Source organism: Rhizobium sp. NZLR10 (assembly GCF_019685125.1).
Taxonomy (GTDB): Bacteria; Pseudomonadota; Alphaproteobacteria; order Rhizobiales; family Rhizobiaceae; genus Rhizobium.
This window is the reverse complement of record NZ_JABDWE010000004.1, coordinates 241,062-266,592: the sequence shown is the minus strand read 5'-3', so window position 1 is coordinate 266,592 and position 25,531 is coordinate 241,062. Positions and strand designations below refer to the sequence as shown.

The following is a 25,531-nucleotide window of genomic DNA, read 5'->3' as shown; positions in this document are numbered from 1 at the left end:
CCTAAAGGGAGAGTATGATGTCTGAGACGCATGGAAAGTTCATCTGGTGCGAGTTGATGACCCCCGACACATCGGCTGCCGCGAAATTCTACAGTTCGGTCGTCGGCTGGAGCACTTCCGAAATGCAAGTGGAGGGCATGCCGCCCTATACGATCTTCGAGGCGAATGGCATCGGCGTCGCCGGCCTGATGGAATTTCCGGCCGAACTCGAGGGCAAGGGCATCCCGCCGAACTGGACGGGTTATGTCGATGTCGACGACGTTGACCAGTCGGCCAAGGATTTCGCCGCCAATGGCGGTTCGGTCCGCCGTCCGCCGGACGATATCCCGAGTGTCGGCCGTTTCGCCGTCGTCGCCGATCCGCATGGGGCAGTGCTCTGCATCATGACGCCGGCGCCGATGGACAAAACCTGGCCGGAACTAGCCCCCGATGCGCCCGGCAATATCGGCTGGCATGAACTCTATGCCGGCAACGGCAAAGACGCTGTCTCCTTCTATTCCAAGCTGTTCGGCTGGACGAAGGACAGTGAAATGGACATGGGTCCAATGGGCGTCTACTACCTCTTCGCCCACAACGGCAAGCAGATCGGCGGCATGATGACCAAGCCGGAAAACATCCCGATGCCGTTCTGGAGCTATTATTTCATCGTGCCGACCCTCGATGCCGCGATTGAACGCGTCACCTCAGGCGGCGGCAAGGTCGTCCACGGCCCGATGGAAGTCCCCGGCGGCAGCTGGATCATCCAGGCCATGGACCCACAAGGCGCCTTCTTCTGCCTGGTCGCACCGAAGCGGTAGTTTTGGGCTGCTTTTGGCGTCGTGCCACCGGCCCCCTCATCCGCCCTCACGGGCGGCTGAGGGGGCTGCACGGCACACCCTCAAACCCCACTCGCCACCGATGCAAAAAAACCTTCCGGGCTCCCCACCTCCACCAGCCGCTTCCTCTCGATCAGCCAGAACCGGTTGCCTACCGCCCGCACGAAACTGCGGTCGTGCGATACCAGCAGGCAGCTGGCTTCGTGCGCCATCAGCTCGCTCTCCAGTGCTTCCTGTCCCTCGATGTCGAGGTGGTTGGTCGGCTCGTCGAGCAGGGTGAAGTTCGGTTCGGTCAGCCTCAGCACCAGCATGCCGAGCCGCGCCTTCTGACCGCCGGAAAGCTGGCCGATCGGTTTTGCCTGCATGTCGATCGTCATGCCGGCACCGGCAAGCAGCGCGCGTGCCCGCTGATCGCCGACATCGAAGCGGCGGATAATCGTGCCGATCGGCGTGTCGGTGTCGGCAAGATCGGCAAGCGCCTGGTCGCCATAGCCGAGAACCAGCGACGGCGTCGCCTTGATGCTATCGCGCGCGGTCTCCGGTCTTTCGATCGCCTGCTTCAGCATCAAGACCAGCCGCGACTTGCCGGCGCCGTTCAGGCCGAGCAGCACGATCCGGTCGCCCTGGCAGATGAATTGCCGGCCGGTCTTGAACAGCAGCGTTCCATCCGGCGTCGTCACCGCCGCATCCTCCAGCGTCACCAGCACCTTGGCATGCGTGCCGCGGTTGGTAAGCCGGATGGCGCCGGCCGAGCGCTCGAGATGCGCCGGTTTTGCTGCATCCTCCAGCTTCTCCGCCCGCTGTTTCAACTGCTTGGTCTTGACGACGAGCAGGTCGCTGCCGGAGTTGATGCCGATATTGTTGAGCTTGGCCGCCTGCCTGCGCAATTGCTCCGCCACCTTGATGTCACGCTCATAACGCCGGGCTTCGGATGCGTCGGCCTCGTCGAGGGCGGCGCGGGCCCGGGTATAGGGCAGGGCGAAGACCGGCGATTGCTCCGGCCGCAGGAATAGCGTCCGGTTGGTCGTCGCATCGAGGAAGGCGCGATCGTGGCTGGAGAGGATAACCGGCACGTCGCGGGGGAGCGCATTCAGCCAGCCCTCCAGCTGCGCGATCTTTTCGAGGTCGAGATGGTTGGTCGGCTCGTCGAGCAGCAGCACGTCGGGTTCGCTGACCCAGCTGTGGGCAAGCATGGCAAGCCGCTGCCAGCCGCCGCTCAACTGCTTCAGCGGCCGCCGGCGCATGACCTCCGGCACCTCGAGCGATTCCAGCACCACGTCGACGCGCCAGCTTTCGCTTTCGGCCTGATCGGCAGGCAGCGCCTGCAGCACCGCATCGTAAAACGGCGTATCGAACATTGCGGGCGGCACATTCTGCGCGACATGGCCGATAGTCAGCCCTCGCGCTTTGGTGATCTCGCCCTCGCTTGGTTCGAGCGCGCCGGTGATACAGGCAAGCAGCGTCGATTTTCCCCGCCCATTGGCGGCGACAAGGCCGATGCGGTCGCCGGAATTGACGACGAGATTGAGTTTGGAAAACAACGAATTGCCCAGCGTCACGCCGAGATTGCGGATAGCGATGAGTGTCATGATCGTTCTCTGGTCCTGATCGGGTATCGCGCGCGACCCGGGGCGTTCAACCATCACGGGATTGCGGGAAATTGGCCCGGGAAATTACAGGAATGCGCGCTCGAACCTTAGGATACGGCGCCGCATTGGCCACGAAGGGCAGACCACGAGGAGATGTCGAGAAACGGTCTCTGGTCAGCCCTGCAAACGCATTTGCAGGGCGTTGACGGGACCACGCTGGCGATTAAACCGAAAATAATATTGCATTACGTGATCCTCCTTTCTCGAACGGTTGCAGGATTGAAATAACATCGCCCGCAGAAAGAGGCAAGAGAACCGCAGCAGCCGGGATTTCCGGTGGCGCTGGCGGCGTCGGTGATCGACGCCAACGCGAGCCTCGAAGGACGAGGCGGGTGCACTGGCGGTTGTGGACACAAGGAGCAGCGGCGAGCGCGTCCTTCGAGGCTTCGGCCTTCGGCCTGCGCGCCTCAGGATGAGGGAGGTTGGAGGGTGCCGCGCCTCTGTTAGGTGGGCGCAAGTGGCTGTCTCTCTGCGACTACCCCACCAGATCACCGCCCGCCAGCTCCAGCCGCCGTTCTATCCCGATGCTCTCGAGAAACGTTTCGTCATGGCTGACGACCAGCAGGGCGCCGTCATAGGCGCGCAGTCCGGCTTCGACCGCTGATATCGAGTCGGTGTCGAGATGGTTGGTCGGCTCGTCGAGGATCAGCAGCGGCGGCGGTGCTGAACCGAGAACGCAGGCAAGGCCGGCGCGCAGCAATTGCCCCCCGCTGAGCGTCGAAACGGCCTGCAGCGCCGCATCGGCCCGGAACATGAAGCGGGCAAGGGCGGCCCGGCAGGTGTTTTCATCGGAATGCGGATTGATCCGGCGGAAATTATCGCGGATCGAGGCTGAGGGATCGAGAAGGCTGACCTTCTGATCGAGCATCGCAAAGTCGGTCAGCACGGTGACCGTGCCGGCCCAGGGCTTGAGTTCGCCGGTGATAAGCGAAAGCAGCGTCGTCTTGCCCGAGCCGTTGCGGCCGGTGACGGCGATCCGTTCAGGCCCCGTCACATCGAAGGAGAGATCGCGGATGACGGGGTCGCCCGGCCGATAGCCGGATGTCACACGATCCACCCTCAGCACCATCTTGCCGGCCGCCAGTCCGGTCGGCGGCAGGGTCACCGACAGGGGCTGCAGGATCTCGATTTTCTCGCGCGCAGCCTTTCCCTCGTCCAGCGCTTGGGCGCGCCGGCGCTCGGCAAGGCGGACATTGTCGCCACCCGTCGTTTCGCTGCGCTCCTTCATGCCGCCGAGCATAATGCGCGGGATGCCGCCCTTGGCGGCCATTTTCCGCCCCGTGCTGTCCCGATGCGCCTGACGTTCCACCGTCGCCTGCGCCTTCCTCGCGACCTCGGCCATGCGTTTCTCGGCATCGGCGAGATCGTGCTCCGCCGCCGCAAGCTCCAGCGCTTTGCGCTGGCGATAATGGCTCCAATTGCCGCCGTAGCGCGTGGCACTAAGCGATGTCAGTTCGACGATCGCATCGACGCTTTCAAGCAGTTCCCGGTCATGGCTGACGATGATCGCGCCGGCCCGCAAGCTCGAAATCAGCGCGATCACCGCCTCGCGGCCATCGCGATCGAGATTGTTTGTCGGCTCGTCGAGCAGCAGAAAATCCGGTTCGGTGAAAACAAGCGCGGCAAGCCCGGCCCGCGTGCGCTGCCCGCCGGAAAGCGCGGCAAGCAACGTCTGCGGTGGCGCGTCGAGCCCGGTGCGATTGAGTGCTGCGGCAATGCGCGCTGGGAGCATCCAGTCCGCCGATACAAGCTCGTCGGCCGTTGCCTCACCGGCTTCGGCGCGCTGGAGAACGCCAAGCGCATCCGTCACGCCGAAGAGATCGGCTATGGATTCATCGGCCGCCACCTGCACGCTTTGGCGCAGGATGCCGAGGCTGCCGCCGACCGATACGGTTCCCGAATGCGGCTTGATCTCACCGGAGACGAGCTTTAGCAGCGTCGTCTTGCCGACGCCGTTGCGCCCGACGAGACCGATGCGCTCCGCCCCGAAACTTAGATCGAGATCGGAAAAAAGCGGCCGCCCGTCAGGCGCGGACCATGAGACTTGGGAGAGGGTGATTGATGCAGGCATGGATATGGATTTCTCCGTTGGCAAGGCGAACTGGCGTTGCGATCGGGTTGAAATCCATTGCGGCACACATCCTGTTGAAATGGTCGATGGCAGGTAATCTAGGGAATAAACGCTTCCGAATCAAGGCGGGGAACGATCTTGCCTCCCTGCTGGCGGGCGTCCGAAGGACGGGTCGAGACCCGTGGCTCGACCCCGGTCGGTGCCGGCAGGTGGATGAGGGCCATGTTGCCCGTGAAAACCCTACCGCTTCAGGCTCCCCAATATCCCGCGCACCAGCGCCCGGCCGACTTGCGTCGCCACCGTGCGGGCCACGCTCTTCATTGCCGCTTCCACCACCGTTTCGCGTTGGTAACCGGAGGCTCGGCCGCGCGATTGGCCGCGGTCCTTGTCGTCGTCATTGCTGCCGCCGAAGCCCGGCAAGGTCCAGCCGGAGGTGGTGGTGCCCGGCTGCTCATGGGCGGCGTCGTCTTGCGCCCGCTTGGCGGCATCGGCATCGGCCGCTTTCCTGGCGCGCGCGGCCAGTAGCTCGAAGGCGGATTCGCGATCGATGTCCTCGTCATAGACGCCAAGGACCGGGCTCCGGTCCATGATCTGCTGGCGCTCGGCATCCGTTACCGGCCCGACGCGGCCGGATGGCGGGCGGATCAGCGTGCGCTCGACGATCGAGGGGGCGCCCTTGGCCTCCAGCGTCGAGACCAGCGCCTCGCCGGTGCCGAGATTGGTGATGACGGTGGCGCAATCGAAGGCCGGGTTGGGGCGGAAGGTATCGGCCGCCGTTCTCACCGCCTTCTGCTCGCGCGGCGAATAGGCGCGCAACGCATGCTGGGCGCGGTTGCCGAGCTGGGCGAGCACCGTTTCCGGCACGTCGAGCGGGTTCTGCGTCACGAAATAAACGCCGACGCCCTTGGAGCGGATCAGCCGCACCACCTGCTCGACCCGTTCGGTCAGCACCTTCGGCGCGTCGTTGAAGAGCAGATGCGCCTCGTCGAAAAAGAAGACCAGCTTCGGCTTGTCCGGGTCGCCGACTTCGGGCAGTTCCTCGAACAATTCCGATAGCAGCCAGAGCAGGAAGGTGGCGTAGAGTCGCGGGTTCATCATCAGCTTGTCGGCGGCCAGCACGGAGATCTGGCCGTAGCCGTTATTGCTGGTGCGCATGATGTCGGAGATCTTCAGCGCCGGTTCGCCGAAAAAATGCTCGGCGCCCTGCTGTTCGAGAACGAGCAGCGCCCGCTGGATCGAGCCGACCGAGGCCTTGGAGATCAGCCCGTACTGATTGGAAAGCTCGGTGGCATTCTCGCCCATATAATTCAGCAGCGAGGTGAAATCCTTGAGGTCGAGCAGCGGCAACCCGCCCTGGTCGGCGATCTTGAAGGCGATGTTGATGACGCCTTCCTGCGGTTCGGAAGCATCCATCAGCCGGGCGAGCAGCAGTGGCCCCATCTCGGCGATCGTGGTGCGCACCCGGTGGCCCTTCTCACCGAACAGATCCCAGAAAATCACCGGAAACTGATCGAATTCATAGTCGGTGAAGCCGATCTGCTCGGCCCGCTTGGTGAGGAAATCCTTGGGCTCGCCCTTGGCGGCAATGCCGGAAAGGTCGCCCTTGATATCGGCGGCGAAGACCGGCACGCCGGCCCGCGAGAAGCCCTCGGCCAGCACCTGCAGCGTCACCGTCTTGCCGGTACCAGTGGCGCCGGTGACGAGGCCGTGGCGGTTGCCGAACTTCAAGTCGAGATATTCCGGCTTGTTGATGCTGTCGTCGGGATTGCGGCTCGCGCCGATGAAAATCTTGCCATCCTCGATCATCCGCAAATGCTCCCTTCGGCTATGCCGGTCTTTGTTGAGAAGGCTGGCTCCTGCCGCCTTCATCGAACCATCGTTTCCCTGTTATAAGCAGGCTGGCGGATGCGGACAACTGTTTGCATCGAAAGCAAAACTGGACAATGTGCCGCCGTGCGCGCCCGGCTTGAGTTGCGCTCGAATCTCGAATAACGTTGACGTTAACGTCAAAATAACAGGAGGCTGACGATGAATGAAATTGTGACCCAGATCGCCGATCGTGTGGGCATTGCGCCTGATCTGGCCGAAAAGGCGCTCGGCATGATGCTCGGTTTCCTGCAACGCGAGGCCGCTGATGGCCCTGTCGCCCGGATGATCGAAGCAATCCCCGGCGGCGCCGATCTCGTCGCCCAGTACAATGGCGCAAGTGCTGGCGGTGGCGGTCTGCTCGGCGGGCTGATGAGCTCGCTCGGCGGCGGCGGCATCATGGGTCTCGGCCAGCAGCTGATGGGCGAAGGCCTCGGCATGGGCGAGATCACCTCGCTCGCCAAGGAAACCATCGCCATCGCCAAGCAATATGCCGGCGAAGAGGTGGTCGACGAAGTCGTTGCCTCCGTCCCGGGCCTCAGCCAGTTCGTCTGAGACGAGAGATCGGCAGGAGCCTCGCTTCGTTGCGGGGCTCATTGCTCTCGTGCCGGAAAAACCGGGGTGAACAGCAACGTTGCCTCTCGAATGGAAGGAGAGCCGGATGACCGTCTGGCGCCCGTCGCAGCAGATCAGGGTGAAGGTGATCGGCCTCGCCTGGCGGGAAGACCGGTTGCTCGCCGCGGAGGTCGAGGAAGATAGCGGCCGCATCAAGGGTGTTCGCCCGCTCGGCGGCGCGATCGAATTCGGCGAAAGCCGCGAAGAAGCGCTGCACCGCGAATTTAGCGAGGAACTTGAGACGGCGATCCGCATCGTCGGTCCCTGGCTCCTGCTTGAAAACATCTACGAGCATCATGGCGAGACCGGTCACGAATTCATCTTCGCCGCCGAAATCGAACTGGCGGATGCATCGCTCTATGAGCGCGACGAAATCCGCTATTCCGAACTTGACGAGACGGCGGCGACGGCGCGCTGGTTCGGCCGCGATACACTGCGTGACGCCGGCATCGATCTCTATCCGACAGGCCTCGACAGACTGCTGTCACGCTGGCGCGATTGAGCTGGAAACACCGCCGGTGCAAGGCTCCCATACAGCGCGCCAAACTTTGATCGTCAGTGACGGTAACGAAGGAACAACGAGGTCGTATTCGCTGTTCTATCAGCATCGCTGAAATCAGAAGGAATAGCATCATGCGCAGGTTTATTGCAGCAACGACGATCGCTCTCCTCAGCCTCTCCGCCCCGGGTCTTGCCCAGTCGAACATGGGCATGGACGCCAGCGGCCGGATCGACGGCACGCCGCCGCTCGGCACCGCGCCGGGCGTCGAAACACAAAGCGGACTGATCATCCCGCTCGACTCGATGGAAACCGGCAGCATTAACGACAATGGAACGTCGAGCGGTCGCGTCGACTGGGCGCGCTGCCCGCCGCGCAAGACCCGTGGAGCGCTTGCGACCGAGGGCGGCAACAGTGGCGCCTCCACCAGCGCCGCCTGCCGTGACAACGGAAAGCAATAGAGAAATTCCAGCAAAAGTGTGAAGCGGTTTTGCGTTCGGAATTGCGTAAAACAAAGAGCTAAAGCGCGTCGCATGAATCACGTTAACTGCGACGCGCTTTAGCGTTGGGGAAGGGCGCTATTTACCGTCCTTCTTGTCATGGTTCAGGATGACACCGAGTTCATGCCACCGCCGCCCGTCACGCTGGATAAGCTGGTCGGCGCAGGCCGGTCCCATGCTGCCCGGCGCGTAGGCCTCGGGCACACTCTCATCCGTCTCCCAGATGTCGAGGAAGGGCTGCACCGCCGCCCAGCCGGCCTCGATGCCGTCGGCGCGCTGAAACAGCGTCTGGTCGCCGATGAAGAGATCGTAGAGCAGCGATTCATAGCCGGTGGTCTTGCCGATATCGAACTTGTCGGCATAGCGGAAGTCGAGAGAGACCGGCGTCGTATCGACCGAAAGCCCCGGCGACTTGATCGAGATTTCCATGCTCATGCCCTCGTCCGGCTGCACCTGGATCACCAGCCGGTTCCGCGGCAGGCGGCTCTGGACGTCGGTCTCGCGAAACTGCGCGAAGGGCACCGGCTGGAAGGTGATGACGATCTCGGTGTCGCGCGCCGTCAGCGCCTTGCCGGTCCTGAGGTAGAAGGGCACACCCGCCCAGCGCCAGGTATCGGCATAGAGCTTCAGCGCCACATAGGTCTCGGTCCGGCTGTCGGGCGAAACGTCCTTGCTATCGCGATAGGCCGGAAGCGCAGCACCGTTGAGCGGGCCGGCGGCATAGGCGCCGCGAACGCCATGTGTTTTTGCCTCCTCGGGCGTATAGATGCGCAGCGCCTTCAACACCTTGCTCTTCTCGTTGCGGATCGCTTCGGCATCGAAGCTGTTCGGCGGTTCCATGGCGATCATCGCCAGGAGCTGGAACAGATGGTTCGGCACCATGTCGCGCAGCGCGCCGGTCGCATCGTAGAATTTGCCGCGGCTGCCGACATCGACGATCTCGGCGGCAGTGATCTGCACATGGTCGATGTAGCGGCTGTTCCACAAAGACTCGATCATCATATTGGCAAAACGCGCCGTCATCAGGTTCTGCACCGTCTCCTTGCCGAGGAAATGGTCGAGCCGGTAGACTTGGCTTTCCGCGATCTGGGCGAGGATTTGCGCATTGAGCGCCTTGGCGGAGGCGAGATCGGTACCGAATGGCTTTTCGATGGCGACGCGACGGAAGGTGCCGTCCTTTTCATCGGTCAGGCCATGGGCGCCGAGCTTTTCGACGATCGAGCCGAAAAAGGATGGCGGCACCGCCAGATAGAAGGCGGCATTGGCATCCGGCCCCAGCCGCTTGCCGATCTCGGTGAAAATTTCGACCTTGGTGAAATCGCCCGCCAGATAGGAAATGCGCCGGCGCAGGCTTTGCCAGGCCTCGTCTTTCACCGTCGGCTGTTCGCCACTGAGATGATTGAGAAATTCGTCGAGCCGCCCGCGCAGAAACGCGTCGTCGCCCGGTTCGATGCCGACGCCGAGAATATGAAGATCGTCGCCGACGAGGCGCTCACGCGTCAGGTTGATGATCGCCGGCACCAGCAGGCGGCGCGTCAGGTCTCCCGTGGCGCCGAAGATGACGAGGGTGACCGGCGGGGTAGGGGCAGCGTTCATGTGTGTCATCTCCTGAGATTTTCGGGCCGACTATTTCGGGCCGACTATAATGCGCATCGGTTTCGCCGCAACATATGCGGGCGGGGATAACAGGCATTTGACATTATCTGAGGCGGCCTGGGTGCCGAGGCTCCTCATTCGGCTGCATGAAGACCCATGAAGACCCCACAAGAGGGAGGGACTAAGCTGTGGTCCCTGGCGGTGACCAAAACGAGAAGTCTTGCTGGCTGTTACCGTTCTGCGGATTGCTGCGATGGAGGTTATGTGAAGCGGTGCGGCATTTCAGCCCTTCCCCCTTGTGGGGAGGGGTCTGGGCTGCGGTCAGAACCGGAGAGCAGTGATTAGCCTCCGGTTATCCCTTCACCGCCACCATGAAAATCCGCGGAAACCGCAGCAGCACCCGCCCATCCGACATCTTCGGATAGGCCTTTTCCACCCGCGCGAGATAATCCGTCAGGAAGGCCTGGCGATGCTTTTCGCCGGCATGGGTGAGATAGGGCATCAGCCCGGTGCCCTTCACCCATTCGACGATCGCCGCGCCATCCGCCATCGGATGATTGTAGATGGTGTGCCAGATATCGACGCGCGCGGCTTTGGCGATCAGCCTGGAATAATAGGCCGAAGGCGGGGCCAACGCCTGGCGGCGCACGCTCTTTTCCTCGAAGGCGGCCTTCCAGGCCCCCGCATGCGCCGTCTCCTCCATCATCAGATGCGAGGGTTCGCCAAGATTGTCGGGCATCTGCACCGCCAGCACGCCGCCTGCGGAAAGCCCGTCCATCAGCCGGTCGAAAATATCGAGATGATCGGGCAGCCATTGGAAGACCGCATTGGCAAACAGCAGGTCGGCCGGCTCCGTCGGCTGCCAGCTGCCGAGATCGGCTTCGACGAAGGCCGTGCCTGGAAGCCGCTTGCGGGCCGCCTCCAGCATGTTCATGTCGCTATCGAGACCGGAGACGCCGTCGGCCCCATAGCGCTCGATGATCAGTTCTGTCGAATTGCCCGGCCCGCAACCGAGGTCGACAGCGCGGCGAAGGCTTTGCAAAGGCACCTGCGCCAGAAGATCGCGCGCCGGTCGTGTGCGCTCATCCTCGAATTTCACATATTGATGGGCGGACCATGCCATGGGCGGTACCTCCTGATGTTGTGGCCGTCGAGCTTGACGATCTTATAGGCGATGCAAGCGCCCGCCGACCTTCACTCCGCAGACACAAGTATTTTGTCCACGCGCCTTCCGTCGAGATCGACGACTTCGAAGCGCCATCCGCCTCTCGTGAAGCTCTCACCCAGCTCCGGCAGATGTTTCAACTCTTCCAACACCAGGCCAGCCACGGTCTGATATTCGAGATCGTCATCGAGCTTGAGATTCAAGAACTCGGCGAATTCGTCGATCGGCGTCCAGCCGGACACCAGGTACGAACCGTCGTCTCGACGAGCGATGGCCTGCTCGTCGATAGGTCCCTCCTGGAGCGCCCCCATGATCGCTTCCAAAATGTCACCCGACGAGACAATCCCCTCGAAATGGCCGTACTCGTCAAAAACCAGCACCATGTGGACTGGCGATTTCCTGATGGCTTCAATCACATTGATCGCCGTTGAAAGGTCTGAAACCACCGGGACGTCTTGCGTCAGAGCCTTGATATCGGCAGTGCCGTGTTCCGACATCGAGTCGTAAAAGTCCTTGACCGGAAGGATGCCGATCACCTCGTCCGAACTGCCTTTCCGAACCGGCAGCCGAGACCGTTTCGTCCGGTGCAACTGAGTTCGAATTTCATCAAGGCTGTCGTCGATATCGATAATTTCGACGTCTCGTCGCGGCGTCATAAGCGCTCGGGCGGTGCGGTCCGCCAGGCGCATAACGCCGGATATCATCGCGGACTCTTCGCTTTCGATAACGCCGGCCGACTGCGCCTCGGCCAGAACAGTTTTGATCTCTTCGTCAGAGACGTTATCGCCACCTTTTCCGGCTTGGCCCAAGAGCTTGAGCACAAGATTTCCGGAGGCGTTCAGAAGCCACACGAGCGGCAGCGCGATTTTTGAAAGCACCGCCATAGCCGGTGCGACCTTCGCTGCAACGGCTTCGGGTTCTCGCAACGCGATCTGCTTTGGAACAAGTTCGCCGACAATCAAAGAAAGATAGGTGATTGCCACGACGACTGAACCGACGCCAATCGCGTCGGCGACCGTCGATGACATTCCCTGTGTCTCCAGCCATCCGGTCAAGCGGCTGCCGAGCGTGGCCCCTGAGAAGGCGCCCGAGAGAACACCGACCAGTGTGATGCCAATCTGAACCGTAGAGAGAAAACGACCGGGGTTTTCGGCAAGTTTGATTGCTTGCGCTGCACCCTTGCTCCCATGGTCAGAGAGAACCTTGAGGCGGGCTGTTCGAGAAGACACAACAGCCAACTCCGACATGGCGAGCACACCATTGACGATGGTGAGAAACGCCACAATTCCAATTTCCAGAAACACAGGGACCCTATTCGTTGAGGTTTCAATGCCGCATCGACAAGGCGACGCAGCGAGGTGTTCGACGAGGCGCTACATACGCGTCGCCCATCGTCATTCCGTCGTCGTATTACATCAGTGTCGCTTCCATCGGTCCTCAGAATTCCGTGAGGCGGCAAGCCCGACCCGGGTGGAAGGGTCGGAAATGCGGTCGAAAAACATCCGTGATTCGGCAAGAGCCGGCTATGCGGCGGCGCGTCGTTCGCAATGATCTGGAAGCAGGCCGCTCTCTGCGGGATGTACCCTGGGCGGGGCGGACACGAAGCCGCCTACAGTGGTCGCCAGCTTCCTCGGCCGGAAGATCTCGGCTGGAACGGGCGGAACTTGTACTGGATGGGTCGCTGTCAGGCATGTCGCAATTTTGGCGGTGAAACGGTGCCGGCGCAAGAGGCACCGGGCAAAAATCCTCATAGCCTACTGATGTGACAGTTTTGAAAACGGCGGCAGTACCGCGTTCTGATTGAAGGTTTTAAAAGTATTGTTCGTGTTTCCGCATGATGCCGAAAGCCGCTCGAAGCGGCCCGGCATCACGCGCTCGCGCCATCAAGCCGCCAGAATGGTGATCCCGTAAGCATTGGCCGCCGCGGTCATGCGGGCGATGGTCTCAGGCGAGGGGGCTTTCAGCGGCTCGGTCGTGCCTTCCGCTTCGATGAATTCGGCCATGTCGCGATCGACGATCGCGGAAAAGACAGCCGGGGCTGTCCCGCGGTTGGAATAGCCGTGCACCATGAAGGGCGGAATGGTGACGATATCGCCCGCGCCGGCCTCGATCTCTTCGGGGCCGTTGTCGGTGAGCCGCCAGATCGTCAAACGTCCCGCGAGGATGCGAAACACTTCCGGGCTCGCATGCGCGTGTTTCGGGGTGCGGCTGCCGGGCGGCACGGTGACGTCGAAGATGTTGAGCCAGGTTCCGCGGATACGGACCTGTCGCTCGATCCGGTCGCCGAGGACGAAAAAGCGCTTCGCGCCTTCGCCGGCAGGCATTGTCACAAATGAGTTGGACATCATGTCCCTTTCTTTTTTCGGGCTTTTCTCCCGGGGCTTTTTCTTGCGGGCGCAGCCGTTAGACCTTTGCACCGCCTTTGACAACAGCCTTGTTACCGAAGGCACCGTCGCCACATAGCTCGGGCATGGGACATGCCTCACGAAGCTGAGAGGCTGATATCGGTGCGACGGATCTATTTCGCAAGGTCCGCCAGCGCTGGCCAGCCGTGCGGAAATGACAGGGCTGCGGCGTTTCGAAAGGCTCCGCGCCTGTAATACCGCCGACACAGAAGGGGCGCATAGAACGCGGCGGCTGTTCCGGCCGTCCCTTCACGCCGTCACGGCGTCATCGATGGAGCGCATCCATGTCTTCTCTTCCCGTCGTCGGCGCCGCCATGACGCTCGTTGAGCTCGAGCTTCACCGAAGCTGGCTCTTCGAAAAGTCCCGCGATCTCGAATTGCAGAGTTTCGTCGATGCCGAGGTTCTGAACGGCGACTGGGCGCCGCTCGCTGCGCGCGCCCGCAGGCTTCTCGACGGCCATACCGGCCGCCTCGGCATTCACGGCCCGTTCTGGGGTTTTACCATCGCCTCGGAAGATCCGGATATCCGCGCTGTCGTCACCCGGCGGCTGCTGCAGGGCCTCGACGTCTGCGCCGCCATCGGCGCGACGCAGATGGTCGTCCACAGCCCTTACACCTCGTGGTCTTACAACAATCTCGACAACAATGACGGTGCCCGAGGGGATCTGGTCGAGCGCGTGCATCTGACGCTGCGTGACGCCGTCAGACGCGCCGAGGATATCGGCTGCACCATGGTCATCGAAAACATCGAGGACAAGGATCCCAGCATCCGCGTGGCGCTGGCCGAAAGCTTCAATTCGCCCGCCGTCGCCGTCTCGATCGATACCGGCCACGCCCATTATGCCCATGGTTATACCGGCGCGCCGCCTGTGGATTATTACGTCAAGGCCGCCGGCAACCGCCTGCAGCATGTCCATCTGCAGGATGCCGACGGCTATGCCGACCGCCACTGGAGCCTCGGTGAAGGCTCGATCCACTGGCACGCCGTCTTCGCAGCCCTCGCCAAGCTCGAAAGCAATCCGCGCCTGATCATCGAGATCAAGGACAAGTCGAAGATCCCGGCTTCCGCGGCCTATCTCGCCTCGATCGGCTTGGCCGAATAGGGTTCGTTGTCCGCCCATTCCCTCTTCTCCCCAGCGGGGAGAAGGTGGCCCGAAGGGTCGGATGAGGGGGCCGCACGGCACGCCATTCATGATTGCCCTTCGCATCCGCTCCGTGCATTCGCGGCTTCGCCGCTCACCCCCTCATCTGCCTGCCGGCATCTTCTCCCCGTTGGGCAGAAGGCAATCGTGGCGGCACCTTACTCCCTCCTGTGCTTGCCACAGGCGAGAGGGTGGAATTCCCTCATGAAAACCGGGTGATCACACTGATCCCCGTCGCCTCTGCCTTGTCGAGCGCCATCAGCGCCGGCACGGCCTCCTCCAGGCTGACCCGACGTCCGATCAGCTTCTGCGGCGCGATCTTGCCGGCGGCGAGCATCGACAGCATGGCGTCGTAGCGCCAGGCCTGCATGCCGTGGCTGCCGTAGATCTCCAATTCGTGGCCGATCACCTGCGCCATCGGAATCTGCGGCGTGGCATGTTCGCCGAGCATCAGCCCCACCTGCACATGCCGGCCGCGCCGGCGAAGATTCTTGATCGAGTTGAAACAGGTGGCGGGATGGCCGAGCGCGTCGATCGAGACATGCGCGCCACCCTTGGTGATCTCGCGCACCGCCTCCGCCACGTCGGCGACGCCTGAGGCATCGACCGTTGCCACTGCCCCGCATTCTCTGGCGAAGGCAAGTTTCTCCTCGGAGATATCGATGCCGATCGCATTCGCCCCGAGTGCGGTGGCGATCATGATCGCCGACAGGCCGACGCCGCCGCAGCCATGCACGGCGATCCATTCGCCGGGTCCGGTCCTCGCCTGGTCGGCGACGGCTCGAAACGAGGTGGCGAAGCGGCAGCCGAGGCTTGCCGCCGTCGCATCGTCGATCGTATCGGGCAGATGCACCAGATTGGTGTCGGCATAATCGATCGCCACATATTCGGCGAACGATCCCCAATGGGTGAAGCCCGGCTGGAACTGGTTGGGGCAGACCTGCTGGTTGCCGGAATGGCATTCGCTGCAATGGCCGCAGCCGGAAACGAACGGCACGGTCACCCGGTCGCCCACCTTGAAACGCATCACGCCGCGGCCGGTGGCGACGATCTTTCCGGCAAGCTCGTGCCCCGGCACATGCGGCAGGCGGATATCGGGGTCGTGTCCCATCCAGCCGTGCCAATCGCTGCGGCAGAGCCCGCTGGCGCCGACCGATATGACGACGCCGTCCTCGGAAGGCGTCGGATCGGGCAGGATGCGAATCTCGGGCGCCTGTTCAAAGGCTTCGTAGAACATGGCTTTCATCGGTGTCTTCCTTGTTCAGTGATTGCGCCCATGATGCATCCGCCAAGCTGCCATTCCAACATCCATTCCCATCACTTTTGCTGATGCACCCATCGCTCAAGTGACCGTTGTCGCGCACGAAAATTGCGGCCAGGCGTCATCCTCCGGCATTTTCTTGCTTCCATGTTTCCGGTCTGGATTTATCCTTGACCCGGCTTGCCGACGGGGTTTTTGCTCAACCAGCTTTTTAGGGAGGGCAGCATGGCCGTCGATACATCACCGCGTTCAACCACCTGGACTCACGTCGACGGGGAATGGCTCCCCGGCAATCCGCCGCTGATCGGGCCGACCTCGCATGCCATGTGGCTGGGCTCGACGGTCTTCGACGGCGCCCGCTGGTTCGACGGCATTGCGCCGGATCTCGACCTGCACTGCCAGCGCATCAACCGCTCGGCGCTGGCCATGGGCCTGAAACCGGTGAAATCGGCTGAGGAAATCGCCGCACTCGCCTGGGAGGGTGTTGCCAAATTCGAGGGCGCGACGCCGATCTACATCAAGCCGATGTATTGGGGCGAACATGGTTCGCCGGGCAGCGTCGTTTCCGTCGATGCGGAATCGACCCGCTTCGCACTCTGCCTGTTCGAGGCGCCGATGGGCGGCCATGGCGGCACCAGCCTCACCGTCTCGCCCTATCGCCGCCCGTCGCCGGAAACGGCGATGACCGAGGCGAAGACCGGCTCGCTCTATCCGAACAGCGGCCGGATGATCGCCGAGGCCCGCAGCCGCGGCTTCGACAATGCGCTGGTGCGCGATCTCAACGGCAACGTCGTCGAGACCGCCTCCTCGAATGTCTTCCTGTTGCGTGACGGCGTGGTGATGACGCCGGCCGCCAACCGCACCTTCCTGGCCGGCATCACTCGCGCCCGAGTCATGGGCCTTTTGCGCAAGGCCGGTTTCGACGTCGTCGAAGCAACGCTGTCGGTCGAGGACTTCCTCGCAGCCGACGAAATCTTCACCACCGGCAACTATTCCAAAGTCGTCGGCGTCACCCGCCTCGACAGCCGCGATTTTCAGGAAGGCCCGGTCACCCGCAAGGCGCTGGACCTCTACATGGACTGGGCCCACGGACGAAGCGAGAGTGAAGAGTGAGAAGCCGCTGCAATCGATCCAGTCAATCGATTGCAGCGACGAACGCCCGAAGCGCAAGCGAAGGGCTGGCGCGATCCCGCCGGCAAATCCCAGCCTGCGTCCACCCCCCCTCTGCCCTGCCGGGCATCTCCCCCACAGGTGGGGAGATCGGCAGGAGGTCATGCCTCGCTCTAAAATGACGACGTCTGTAAGGCCCGTTGTCTGGGGAAACCATCGCCCCATCCGATCTCTCCCCTTGTGGGGAGATGCCCGGCAGGGCGGAGGGGGTGCCATCGACCCCCGAGCCCATTCTAAAAAAATGTGAGAGCAGGCCTGCTTCAGGCCCTCACGTCATCCACTTCCGATGCTCCGCAAATCTCTCCGCCAACAGATCGATGAACAGCCGGACCTTGGTCGGCAGGTGGCTGCGGTTGGGGTAGACGGCGTTGATGTTGAATTCCACCGGCCGGTAGTCGGGCATGATCTTCACCAGCCGCCCTTCGGCGATGTCGTCGAACACCACAAAGCTCGGCGCCAGGAAGATGCCCTGCCCATTCAGCGTCAGGAAACGCAGCATTTCGGCGCTGTTGGAGACGACGTTGCCGCCGATCTTGACACTCTCCTGCTTACCCTCGCCATCCTCGAAGCGCCATTCGTCGCCATAGGGGTAATAGGCATATTGCAGGCAATTGTGATCGGCGACCTCGGCCGGGCTTTTCGGCATCGGGTGGCTCTCGAAATAGGCCGGCGAGCAGACCAGCATATGGCGCCAAGGCGTCAGCTTGCGGGCGACCAGCGACGAATCCGGCGGCGGCACGGTGCGCATCACCAGGTCGTAGCCGTCTTCGATCATGTCGACCATCCGCTCGCCGACGCTGAAATCGAGCGCGATCGACGGGTAAAGCTCCATATATTCGCTGACGACAGGCAGCAGGAACCGCACGATGGCGCTGCTGGTATAGACCTTCAGCGTGCCGCGCGGCGTCGTGTTCAGCGCCCCAGCCGTCCGATCCGCCTCGTCGAGTTCGGCGAGGATCTGCGACGAGCGCTCATAGTAATATTTGCCGGTTTCCGTCAGGCTGACCTTGCGTGTCGTGCGGTTGAGCAGCCTGACGCCGAGCCGGTCCTCCAGCGATTGCACGTGATTGCCGACCATGGTCACGGACATGTTGAGCCGGCGCGCGGCAGCGGAAAACCCGCCGCATTCCACCACGCGGCCAAAGACGGCGAGGCTTGTCAGTCGATCCATATTGTCTCCGGATTATCCGCTGAGAGTTGATGATCCTTCCCGATATAAGCAGATTATCAGAATGATTGGCAGGGTGCATTTTCCTTCGCATCGAACAGGGCCCCGCAAAAACGGGGCGACAGACGAAGGAGAAGGACGATGGTCGAGTTACCCCGCAAGGATGTTTTCGAAACTGCCGGACAGGCCGAGTTGATCTTGGCTGACGAAACCGCGCGGGCGCCCGTCGCCGAGGCGGCTCCCATGCCGGTCGCCGAAGCGCCGGTTTCCGACGCTCCCAAAAAGGCCGGCCGCGCAATATTCAAGCGCGCCGTCGTTGCCGCCGCGCTGCTTGCCGGCGTCGCCTTATCAGGCGATTTCGGCTACCGCTACTGGACGGTCGGTCGCTTCATCGAATCCACCGACGATGCCTATGTGAAGGCCGATTACACCACCGTCGCCCCGAAGGTCGCCGGCTATATCAGGCAGGTTCTGGTCAACGACAACGACGCGGTCAAGGCAGGCCAGGTTCTTGCCAGCATCGACGATCGTGATTTCCAGGCCGCGCTTTCCCAGGCGAGAGCCAATCTGAAGGCGGCCGAAGCCGCCATCACCAATATCGATGCCCAGATCGCCCTGCAGCAGTCGGTCATCGGGCAGGCGAGGGCGACGATCGATGCTTCGCAGGCCTCGCTGGATTTTGCCGTCTCCGACGCCGCCCGCTCGGCCCGCCTCATCAGCAATGGCGCCGGCACCCAGTCGCGCGCCGAACAGACCCAGTCGGCCCGCGACCAGGCAGCTGCCGCCGTCGAGCGCGACCGGGCGGCTCTCGTTGCAGCGGAGAACAAGGTGCCGGTGCTCCAGAGCCAGCGCGAGCAGACGGTTGCCGAGCGCGACCGGGCAGCTGCGGCCGCCCAGCAGGCCGAACTCAACCTGTCCTATACTGATATCGTCGCCGCCGTCGACGGCACGGTCGGCGCCCGGTCGATCCGTGTCGGCCAGTATGTCACCTCGGGCACGCAGCTGATGGCCGTGGTGCCGCTGCATGCCGTCTATGTCGTCGCCAATTTCAAGGAAACGCAGCTGACCTATGTCCGTCCCGGCCAGTCGGTCGAGATCAAGGTCGACAGCTTTCCCGATATATCGATCAAAGGTCATGTCGACAGCGTTTCGCCGGCAAGCGGCCTGGAATTCTCGCTGCTGCCACCGGACAATGCCACCGGCAACTTCACCAAGATCGTCCAGCGCATCCCGGTCAAGATCGTCATCGACGACCAGGCGCTGAGCGGCCTGTTGCGCTCCGGCATGTCGGCCGAGCCCGAAATCGATACCAAGGCTGCCCAGAGCGGGCTGTTCAGGCGTCCAAGGCAGCCGAGGGGGGATTATCCAGCCACGCTGGATGATCCTTCTCCAAATTCCCGAATTATCACCCGAACCTCGTCATGAGACAGTTTTCCGCAAGAGCCGGAAGGAGATACGTCATGGCCACTCTTCAGATCGCCGCCAACAGCAATTCGCGCAAGCCCGCCGCTGCAGCGCCCGTGCCCGCAGCCATGAGCCCGCTTCGCATGTGGACGGCCGTTGTCGGCTCGACGCTCGGCGCCTTCATGGCGGTGCTCAACATCCAGATCGTCAATGCCTCGCTTGCCGATATTCAGGGCGCCATCGGCGCCGGCAGCGATGACGGCGGCTGGATCTCGACCTCCTATCTGATTGCCGAGATCGTCGTCATCCCCTTGAGCGCCTGGCTGGCGCGGGTCTTTTCCCTGCGCAACTATCTGCTTGTCAACGCCATCCTCTTCCTGATCTTCTCCATCGCCTGCGCCTTTGCGGCCAACCTGCAGCAGATGATCATCCTGCGCGCCATTCAGGGCTTTTCCGGCGGCGTGCTGATCCCGATGGCCTTCACCATCATCATCACGCTGCTGCCTAAGGCCAAGCAGCCGATCGGCCTTGCCCTCTTTGCCCTGTCGGCCACCTTCGCGCCGGCGATCGGCCCGACGATCGGCGGTTACCTCACCGAGAACTGGGGCTGGGAATATATCTTCTACGTCAACCTGGTGCCGGGCGCGCTGATGGTCGGCATGCTGTGGGCCTCGCTCGATCGGGCGCCGATGAACCTGAAGCTGCTTTCTAAGGGCGACTGGCCGGGCATCGCCACCATGGCGATTGGCCTCGCAGCCCTGCAGACCGTGCTGGAAGAGGGCAACAAGGAAGACTGGTTTGGCTCTGATTTCATCCTCCGCCTGTCTGTTATCGCCGCCGTGTCGCTGACCCTGTTCATCGTCATCGAGCTAAGGGCGGCCCATCCGCTCCTCAACCTTCGCCTGTTGCTGCGCCGTAACTTCGGCTTCGGCATCGTCGCCAACTTCCTGCTCGGCATCGCGCTCTATGGTTCGGTCTTCGTGCTGCCGATCTATCTGACCCGCATCCAGGGCTATAATTCCGAGCAGATCGGCATGGTGCTCGCCTGGACAGGCATCCCGCAGCTGCTGCTGATCCCGCTGGTGCCGCAGCTGATGAAACGGTTCGACGTTCGGCTGCTGATCATCGTCGGCTTTGCCCTCTTTGCCGCCTCGAACTTCATGAACGTGCATATGACCGGCGACTATGCGAGCGACCAGCTGTTCTGGCCGAATATCGTCCGCGCCATCGGCCAGGCGCTGGTCTTCACCCCGCTTTCGGCGATCGCCACATCAGGCATCGAGCAGGAGAATGCCGGTTCGGCGTCGGCGCTCTTCAACATGATGCGCAATCTCGGCGGCGCCGTCGGCATCGCCTCGCTGCAGACCTTCCTGTCGAAGCGCGAACAGTTCCACTCGAACATTCTGACCAACTCGGTCTCGGTCTTCGAGGAAGCCACCCGCGATCGTATCGCCAGGCTCACCGGCTACTTCATGAGCCACGGCGTCAGCGACCAGGCGCTCGCCGGCCACAAGGCCGTCGTCGCCATCGCGCTCAGAATACGCAAGCAGGCCAATATCATGGCCTTCAGCGACACCTTCTTCCTGCTCGGCGTCGCCCTCGTCGTCGCCCTGGTTGCAAGCCTGCTGCTCAGGAAACCCGGTCAGCTCTCAGGTGGCGGTGCTCACTAACCCCCGCGCGCCCTTAAGGAGGACAACGCCATGATATCAGCGATCCATGCTCCCGATCTCGATCGGTTTCAGCCAAAGGCCGCCGGCCATGCCGTCAGCGCCGGGGCGCTGCTCTCGATCATCGAGTGGCTTTCCGGCGATGAATGCCATGCGCTCGACGAAGCGGGCCTCGTCTCCGGCCTCGGCCGCAGGCTTCAGGCGCTCGGCCTGCCGGTCGACCGGTTGACCCTGCATCTGATGACGCTGCATCCCGAGTTCATCGGCCGCACCATCGCCTGGGCGCCGGGCGAGCCGGTCGAGATCCACGACCGGGAACATGGCGCGCGGGTCGCCATCGCCAATACACCGCTGCGCAAGGTCATGGAAACCCGCGAACCGCTGGTCGTCGATACCAGAGACAGCGTGCATGGCCGCTGGCAGCATATCGATGTTTTCGCCGATCGCGGCCTGATGCAGCTTGTCATCGCGCCGCTCTGCAATGTCGACGGTCCGGTCAGTGCCGCCGTCTTCGGCACGCGGCGGCCGGGCGGCTTCACCGCCTCGGAGCGGCAGCTGATCGAGCGCATCCTGCCGGCGCTGCGCAACACCAGCGAGCTGCGCATCCTTCGCCAGGTCGAGCTCAGCCTGCTCGATACCTATATCGGCCCGCTGACGGCCAGCCGCATTCTTGCCGGCCGCATCCGCCGCGACGAGATCGAATCGATGGAGGCGGCCCTGCTGCTCTGCGATTTGCGCGGCTTTACCGAACTGTCGAATAAGCTGCCCGGCAGCACCGTGCTCGGCCTGCTCAACGCCTATTTCGACAGGATCGTGCCGGCCATCACCCGCGAGGGTGGCGAACTGCTGAAATTCATGGGCGATGCCGTGCTCGCCTTTTTCCCGGGTTACGACGCGGCCCATTCCTGCGGCGCCGCTCTCGCCGCGGCCCGTGCCATCCTCGATGAGATCGACCATTTCCAGTATGAGGGCATCGCCGTAAAGGCCGGCATCGCCCTGCATTACGGTGAGGTCAGCTACGGCAATATCGGCTCCGGCCGCCGCCTCGACTTCACCCTGATCGGCCGCGACGTCAACCTGGTCAGCCGCATCCAGACCGCCTGCAGCGAGTTGGGAGAGGCCCTGTTGATGTCGGAGCCGTTCCGCAAAGAGGCCGGGGCAGGGGATGTGGTGTCGGTCGGCGCGCATGGGCTGAAGGGGTTTGCGGAGCCGGTGGAGTTGTTCACGATCGTGCGGTAGGTGTGTGGTAGGACCCCAGGGCAGAGGGGGTGCCACACCTCTCACCCTTCCGCTATCTTCCTCCCATACTGCGCCAACCCCACAACACCGAGGAAGAATCCCATGACCGTACTGTCCGACGAACAAGGCGAGATCATCCGTGAGCTGGGCGTCGCCGCCGAGATCGATCCCGATCACGAGATCGAACGGCGAACCGATTTCCTCAAGGATTATCTCGTGGCCTCGGGCATGCGCGGCTATGTCCTCGGCATCAGCGGCGGCGTCGATTCGCTGACGGCGGCGCTGATCGCCCAGAAGGCCGTGCGCGAGCTGCGTGACAGCGGCCATAAGGCCGAGTTCATTGCCGTGCGCCTTCCCTATGGTGTCCAGGCGGACGAGGCCGATGCGGAGAGGGCGCTTGCCACGATCGGCGCCGATCGTTCGATGGTGGTCAACATCAAAGAGCCGGCCGATGCGATGCTTGCCGCGGCCCGCAGCGGCGGCCTTGCTCTTGCCGATGCCGGTCGCCAGGATTTCATTCTCGGCAACATCAAGGCCCGTCAGCGCATGATCGCCCAGTTCGCCCTTGCCGGCGCGCTCGGCAGTCTCGTCATCGGCACCGATCATGCCGCCGAGGCGGTCATGGGCTTTTTCACCAAGTTCGGTGATGGCGCAGCCGATATCCTGCCGCTCGCCGGCCTCAACAAGCGCCGGGTGCGCCTGCTGGCAAAGCGGCTCGGCGCGCCGGATAAGCTGGTGTTCAAAGTGCCGACCGCCGATCTCGAGGACCAGCGGCCGTTGCGCCCCGACGAGGAGGCCTATGGCGTCAGCTATGACGACATCGACGATTTTCTAGAGGGCAAGCCGGTCGGCGAGATCGCCCGCCGCCGCATCCTCGCCGCCTATCGCGCAACCGCCCACAAGCGCGCTCCGCCGGTTGCCGTCAACGCGCTGTGAGGGCAGGCCTGAGATCGGGATGCCGGGTTTGCCCTTGCCCTAAGCGGTCCGCGAACATGCCGGCAAGCCCCATACGGGAGATTGAGACGGCAAGCTGCCGTTAGAGCATGATGTCCTCCGAAAACTGTGAGCGGTTTTCGGAGGACATCATGCTCTGTCTCCCTAAAAGGCCGGGACGATGCCCGGCCTTTGATTGTTTGGTTCATGCGGTAACGCTAAGAACGATCTTGCCCTTGGCGTGCGGCCGGGTTCCCTCCAGCATCTCATGCGCAGCAATGGCTTCGGAAAGCGGCAGCACGGTGCCGACTTGGGTCACGAGCGCGCCTGATTCCACCATCGCCGCGATGTCGGCGAGCTGTGCCGTCGTGACCTCGACCAGGAAGAAGAGGGCCTCGACGCCGTGCGCCTTGGCAAGCTCCTGGTCCGGCTGTGATACTGCGGAAACCAGCCTGCCGCCGCGCTTCAGCACCGCAAAGGAGCGCGTCTGGGTTTGCCCGCCGACCAGATCGATGACGGCGTCGACCTCGTGGCTCAAATCCTCGAAACGCTGGCTGCGGAAATCGATCACCGTATCGGCGCCGAGTTTGCCGACCATCTCGACGTCGCCGCCGCTGGCCGTCGCAATGACGGTAAGCCCGGCTTTGCGGGCAAATTGCACCGCATAGGCGCCGACATTGCCGGCCGCGCCATGGATCAGCACGGTCTGCCCAGCGTCAAGCTTCGCATGGTCGAAGAGCGCCTGGCGCGCCGTCACCGCGATCACCGGGATCGATGCCGCCTCGATGTCGCTGATCGTCGCCGGCTTGCGGGCGATCATGCCGGTGGCGGCAATGGCATACTCTGCGTAGGCGCCGACAAAGCGCTGATTGGTAACGCCGTAGACGGCATCGCCCCGCACCACATGGGTGACATCAGGCCCGACGGCTTCGACGGTGCCCGAGAGGTCGGAGCCGAGCGTCAGCGGCAGCGGCTGGGGCAGGGCGCTGTGGCCGGAGCGGATCCAGCCGTCCCACGGTCCGACACCGGCTGCCTTCACCTTTACCAGGACCTCGCCTGCAGCAGGCATCGGGCGTTCGATTTTTTCTGGTACAATTGCCTGCGGCGGGCCAAAGGCATGCACTCTATAGGCCGTCATCGTCTGGCGCATTGTCATCTCCTATCGTTGGGGAGCCGGCTCTTCGGCTATCACGGGAGGCAAGATGCAGTCGGCGCAGCCTTTCGATAATCCGGGAAGTTCGAGAAGGATCATCCGGCGCCGGCGGATAATCGCCGGCGCCGGCAATGCCGTCAATTGCCTTTCACGTAGCCGAGCGCCTCGATGATCCTGCCGTCCGTCACCCGCATCAGGTTGACGCCGCGCACCGATTGCCCTTCGTCCTCTCCCCAGCAGAAGCGCCAGAGGAGGATACCGCGTTCGCCGGTGACGATCATGTCCTCGGAAACGAACCAGGTGCCGGGGGTGGTTGCGATCCCGCTCCAGAGTTCGATGCAGGCCGCCCGCCCGACATGGCGGGATCCGTTCGGCGCCGGCTGCGTGTTCTCGACGATGCTGTCTTCGCCGACAAGTTCATCGAGTGCTGCGGGATTGTGCGACAGGAACACATTGTTGAACCGCCGCAGGATCGTCTCGGTCGAAGCCGCGTTCATGGCCGCACCGGCGAGCCCGTTCGCCCCGACGAGGCGACATAGGCATGCGGCGCGAAATAGACGCCGTCGGCATCGAAGGCTTCGAGATCTTCGGCCTGCATCGCCTCGCGCACCTTCGGGCGTTCCGCCACGCGGCCGAGGAAGCCAAGCAGCGCCGGCCATTTTCTGAGATCGACATCGATCCAGGGCGACCAGTTCAGGCAGACGAAGAGATAGGCGTCCGCCACCGTGAAGGCATCGCCGGTGAGATAGGGTCCGGCAATGCGTCCGTTCAGCCAGGTGAGCCGCTTTGAGATTAGCGCGCGGATCTCCGCATGGACGCTGGCATAAAGCGGGTTGAACAGCATTACCATCGGCTTGTGCAGTTCGGCGGTGATGAAATTCAGATAGGATTGCACCTCGTTGCGGCTGATATTGCCGACCTCGGGCAGCATGGCTGATCCCTGCGGCACGCTGTCGGCGAGGAATTGCACGATCGCCGGCCCCTCGGTCAGCACTTTGCCGTCGTCGAGCAGCAGCGCCGGGACATAACCGTTGCCGTTGATCGAAAGGTAGTCCTGCCCGTCGCTCGTTCTGTTGGTTTGCCGGTCGACCTCGACCAGTTCGATATCGAGCCCCAGCTCCCGGCAGACGATATGCGGCGACAGCGAGCAGGCAGCGGCGTTCATATAGAGTTTCATGGCGATTTCCTCTCTCAGTTCCTCTCTTGGCGCAGC

21 protein-coding genes and 1 pseudogene are annotated in these 25,531 nt (G+C 62.9%); 10 read left to right on the top strand and 12 right to left on the bottom strand.

Going from position 1 to position 25,531, the window contains the following annotated elements; translation table 11 throughout:
• Positions 1-17 precede the first annotated feature (17 nt).
• The gene (locus HJB82_RS08875; protein WP_221116997.1) at positions 18-797 is read left to right on the top strand and encodes a VOC family protein; all 780 of its coding nucleotides are present in this window, start codon (positions 18-20) and stop codon (positions 795-797) included.
• Positions 798-877: 80 nt separating this feature from the next.
• On the opposite strand, the gene HJB82_RS08870 is transcribed toward HJB82_RS08875, so the two are convergent.
• The 3 genes from HJB82_RS08870 to HJB82_RS08860 form a co-directional block, all read right to left on the bottom strand.
• Positions 878-2,404 carry an ABC-F family ATP-binding cassette domain-containing protein gene (locus tag HJB82_RS08870; RefSeq protein ID WP_207583450.1) on the bottom strand — a complete coding sequence of 509 codons (1,527 nt, stop codon included), beginning with the start codon at positions 2,402-2,404 and terminating at the stop codon, positions 878-880.
• Between the two features lie 535 nt (positions 2,405-2,939).
• Positions 2,940-4,535 carry an ABC-F family ATP-binding cassette domain-containing protein gene (locus HJB82_RS08865; protein ID WP_221132149.1) on the bottom strand — a complete coding sequence of 532 codons (1,596 nt, stop codon included), beginning with the start codon at positions 4,533-4,535 and terminating at the stop codon, positions 2,940-2,942.
• Between the two features lie 240 nt (positions 4,536-4,775).
• Positions 4,776-6,341, bottom strand: coding sequence for a helicase HerA-like C-terminal domain-containing protein (locus HJB82_RS08860; RefSeq protein ID WP_207583453.1), 1,566 nt, complete (start codon positions 6,339-6,341; stop codon positions 4,776-4,778).
• A 222-nt stretch (positions 6,342-6,563) separates the two neighbouring features.
• Here HJB82_RS08860 and HJB82_RS08855 point away from each other — a divergent pair, with 222 nt between their 5' ends.
• The 3 genes from HJB82_RS08855 to HJB82_RS08845 all read left to right on the top strand — a co-directional run bounded on the left by HJB82_RS08855 (position 6,564) and on the right by HJB82_RS08845 (position 7,976).
• Positions 6,564-6,956, top strand: a complete 393-nt coding sequence (locus HJB82_RS08855; protein ID WP_207583454.1) for a hypothetical protein — start codon at positions 6,564-6,566, stop codon at positions 6,954-6,956.
• A gap of 106 nt (positions 6,957-7,062) precedes the next feature.
• Positions 7,063-7,518, top strand: a complete 456-nt coding sequence (locus HJB82_RS08850; RefSeq protein WP_207583455.1) for an NUDIX hydrolase — start codon at positions 7,063-7,065, stop codon at positions 7,516-7,518.
• A gap of 131 nt (positions 7,519-7,649) precedes the next feature.
• Entirely contained in the window at positions 7,650-7,976 is a 327-nt protein-coding gene (locus HJB82_RS08845; protein ID WP_207583456.1) for a hypothetical protein, read from the top strand.
• A gap of 117 nt (positions 7,977-8,093) precedes the next feature.
• On the opposite strand, the gene zwf is transcribed toward HJB82_RS08845, so the two are convergent.
• From zwf to HJB82_RS08825, 4 genes are all read right to left on the bottom strand, one after another.
• Positions 8,094-9,611, bottom strand: a complete 1,518-nt coding sequence (gene zwf, locus HJB82_RS08840; protein ID WP_221139835.1) for a glucose-6-phosphate dehydrogenase — start codon at positions 9,609-9,611, stop codon at positions 8,094-8,096.
• A 352-nt stretch (positions 9,612-9,963) separates the two neighbouring features.
• On the bottom strand, positions 9,964-10,734 hold the full coding sequence (gene tam / locus HJB82_RS08835) for a trans-aconitate 2-methyltransferase (protein ID WP_207583458.1): 771 nt from the start codon (positions 10,732-10,734) through the stop codon (positions 9,964-9,966).
• 71 nt (positions 10,735-10,805) lie between these two features.
• Positions 10,806-12,080, bottom strand: coding sequence for a hemolysin family protein (locus HJB82_RS08830; RefSeq protein ID WP_207583460.1), 1,275 nt, complete (start codon positions 12,078-12,080; stop codon positions 10,806-10,808).
• 579 nt (positions 12,081-12,659) lie between these two features.
• Positions 12,660-13,124: a cupin domain-containing protein gene (locus HJB82_RS08825; RefSeq protein ID WP_221116993.1), complete on the bottom strand. Its 465-nt coding sequence runs from the start codon at positions 13,122-13,124 to the stop codon at positions 12,660-12,662.
• Positions 13,125-13,465: 341 nt separating this feature from the next.
• Between HJB82_RS08825 and HJB82_RS08820 the strand changes: the two genes are divergently transcribed.
• Positions 13,466-14,284, top strand: a complete 819-nt coding sequence (locus HJB82_RS08820) for a sugar phosphate isomerase/epimerase (RefSeq protein ID WP_221132146.1) — start codon at positions 13,466-13,468, stop codon at positions 14,282-14,284.
• 241 nt (positions 14,285-14,525) lie between these two features.
• On the opposite strand, the gene HJB82_RS08815 is transcribed toward HJB82_RS08820, so the two are convergent.
• The gene (locus HJB82_RS08815) at positions 14,526-15,569 is read right to left on the bottom strand and encodes a zinc-dependent alcohol dehydrogenase family protein (protein WP_221115356.1); all 1,044 of its coding nucleotides are present in this window, start codon (positions 15,567-15,569) and stop codon (positions 14,526-14,528) included.
• A gap of 240 nt (positions 15,570-15,809) precedes the next feature.
• On the opposite strand from HJB82_RS08815, the gene HJB82_RS08810 reads away from it, so the two are divergent.
• Positions 15,810-16,697 (top strand): branched-chain amino acid aminotransferase, encoded by an 888-nt coding sequence (locus tag HJB82_RS08810; RefSeq protein ID WP_207583465.1) that lies wholly within the window; start codon positions 15,810-15,812, stop codon positions 16,695-16,697.
• A 325-nt stretch (positions 16,698-17,022) separates the two neighbouring features.
• Here HJB82_RS08810 and HJB82_RS08805 read toward each other — a convergent pair whose 3' ends face one another.
• Entirely contained in the window at positions 17,023-17,925 is a 903-nt protein-coding gene (locus HJB82_RS08805; protein WP_207583466.1) for a LysR family transcriptional regulator, read from the bottom strand.
• Between the two features lie 138 nt (positions 17,926-18,063).
• Between HJB82_RS08805 and HJB82_RS08800 the strand changes: the two are divergent.
• From HJB82_RS08800 to nadE, 4 genes and pseudogenes are all read left to right on the top strand, one after another.
• Positions 18,064-19,304 (top strand): annotated as a pseudogene (locus HJB82_RS08800) (HlyD family secretion protein).
• A gap of 78 nt (positions 19,305-19,382) precedes the next feature.
• Positions 19,383-20,996, top strand: coding sequence for an MDR family MFS transporter (locus HJB82_RS08795; protein ID WP_221139833.1), 1,614 nt, complete (start codon positions 19,383-19,385; stop codon positions 20,994-20,996).
• A 30-nt stretch (positions 20,997-21,026) separates the two neighbouring features.
• A complete protein-coding gene (locus tag HJB82_RS08790) occupies positions 21,027-22,232 on the top strand; it encodes an adenylate/guanylate cyclase domain-containing protein (RefSeq protein ID WP_221139832.1) in 1,206 nt (401 codons plus the stop codon).
• A gap of 102 nt (positions 22,233-22,334) precedes the next feature.
• The gene (gene nadE / locus HJB82_RS08785) at positions 22,335-23,168 is read left to right on the top strand and encodes an ammonia-dependent NAD(+) synthetase (RefSeq protein WP_221139831.1); all 834 of its coding nucleotides are present in this window, start codon (positions 22,335-22,337) and stop codon (positions 23,166-23,168) included.
• Positions 23,169-23,370: 202 nt separating this feature from the next.
• On the opposite strand, the gene HJB82_RS08780 is transcribed toward nadE, so the two are convergent.
• From HJB82_RS08780 to gstA, 3 genes are all read right to left on the bottom strand, one after another.
• Complete coding sequence (locus HJB82_RS08780; protein WP_259669661.1) at positions 23,371-24,321, bottom strand: NADP-dependent oxidoreductase; 951 nt, start codon at positions 24,319-24,321, stop codon at positions 23,371-23,373.
• A 134-nt stretch (positions 24,322-24,455) separates the two neighbouring features.
• Complete coding sequence (locus tag HJB82_RS08775; RefSeq protein ID WP_221139830.1) at positions 24,456-24,815, bottom strand: nuclear transport factor 2 family protein; 360 nt, start codon at positions 24,813-24,815, stop codon at positions 24,456-24,458.
• Positions 24,812-25,495, bottom strand: coding sequence for a glutathione transferase GstA (gstA, locus tag HJB82_RS08770; RefSeq protein ID WP_221139829.1), 684 nt, complete (start codon positions 25,493-25,495; stop codon positions 24,812-24,814). Before gstA ends, HJB82_RS08775 begins: the two co-directional genes overlap by 4 nt.
• Between the last annotated feature and the right edge of the window lie 36 nt (positions 25,496-25,531).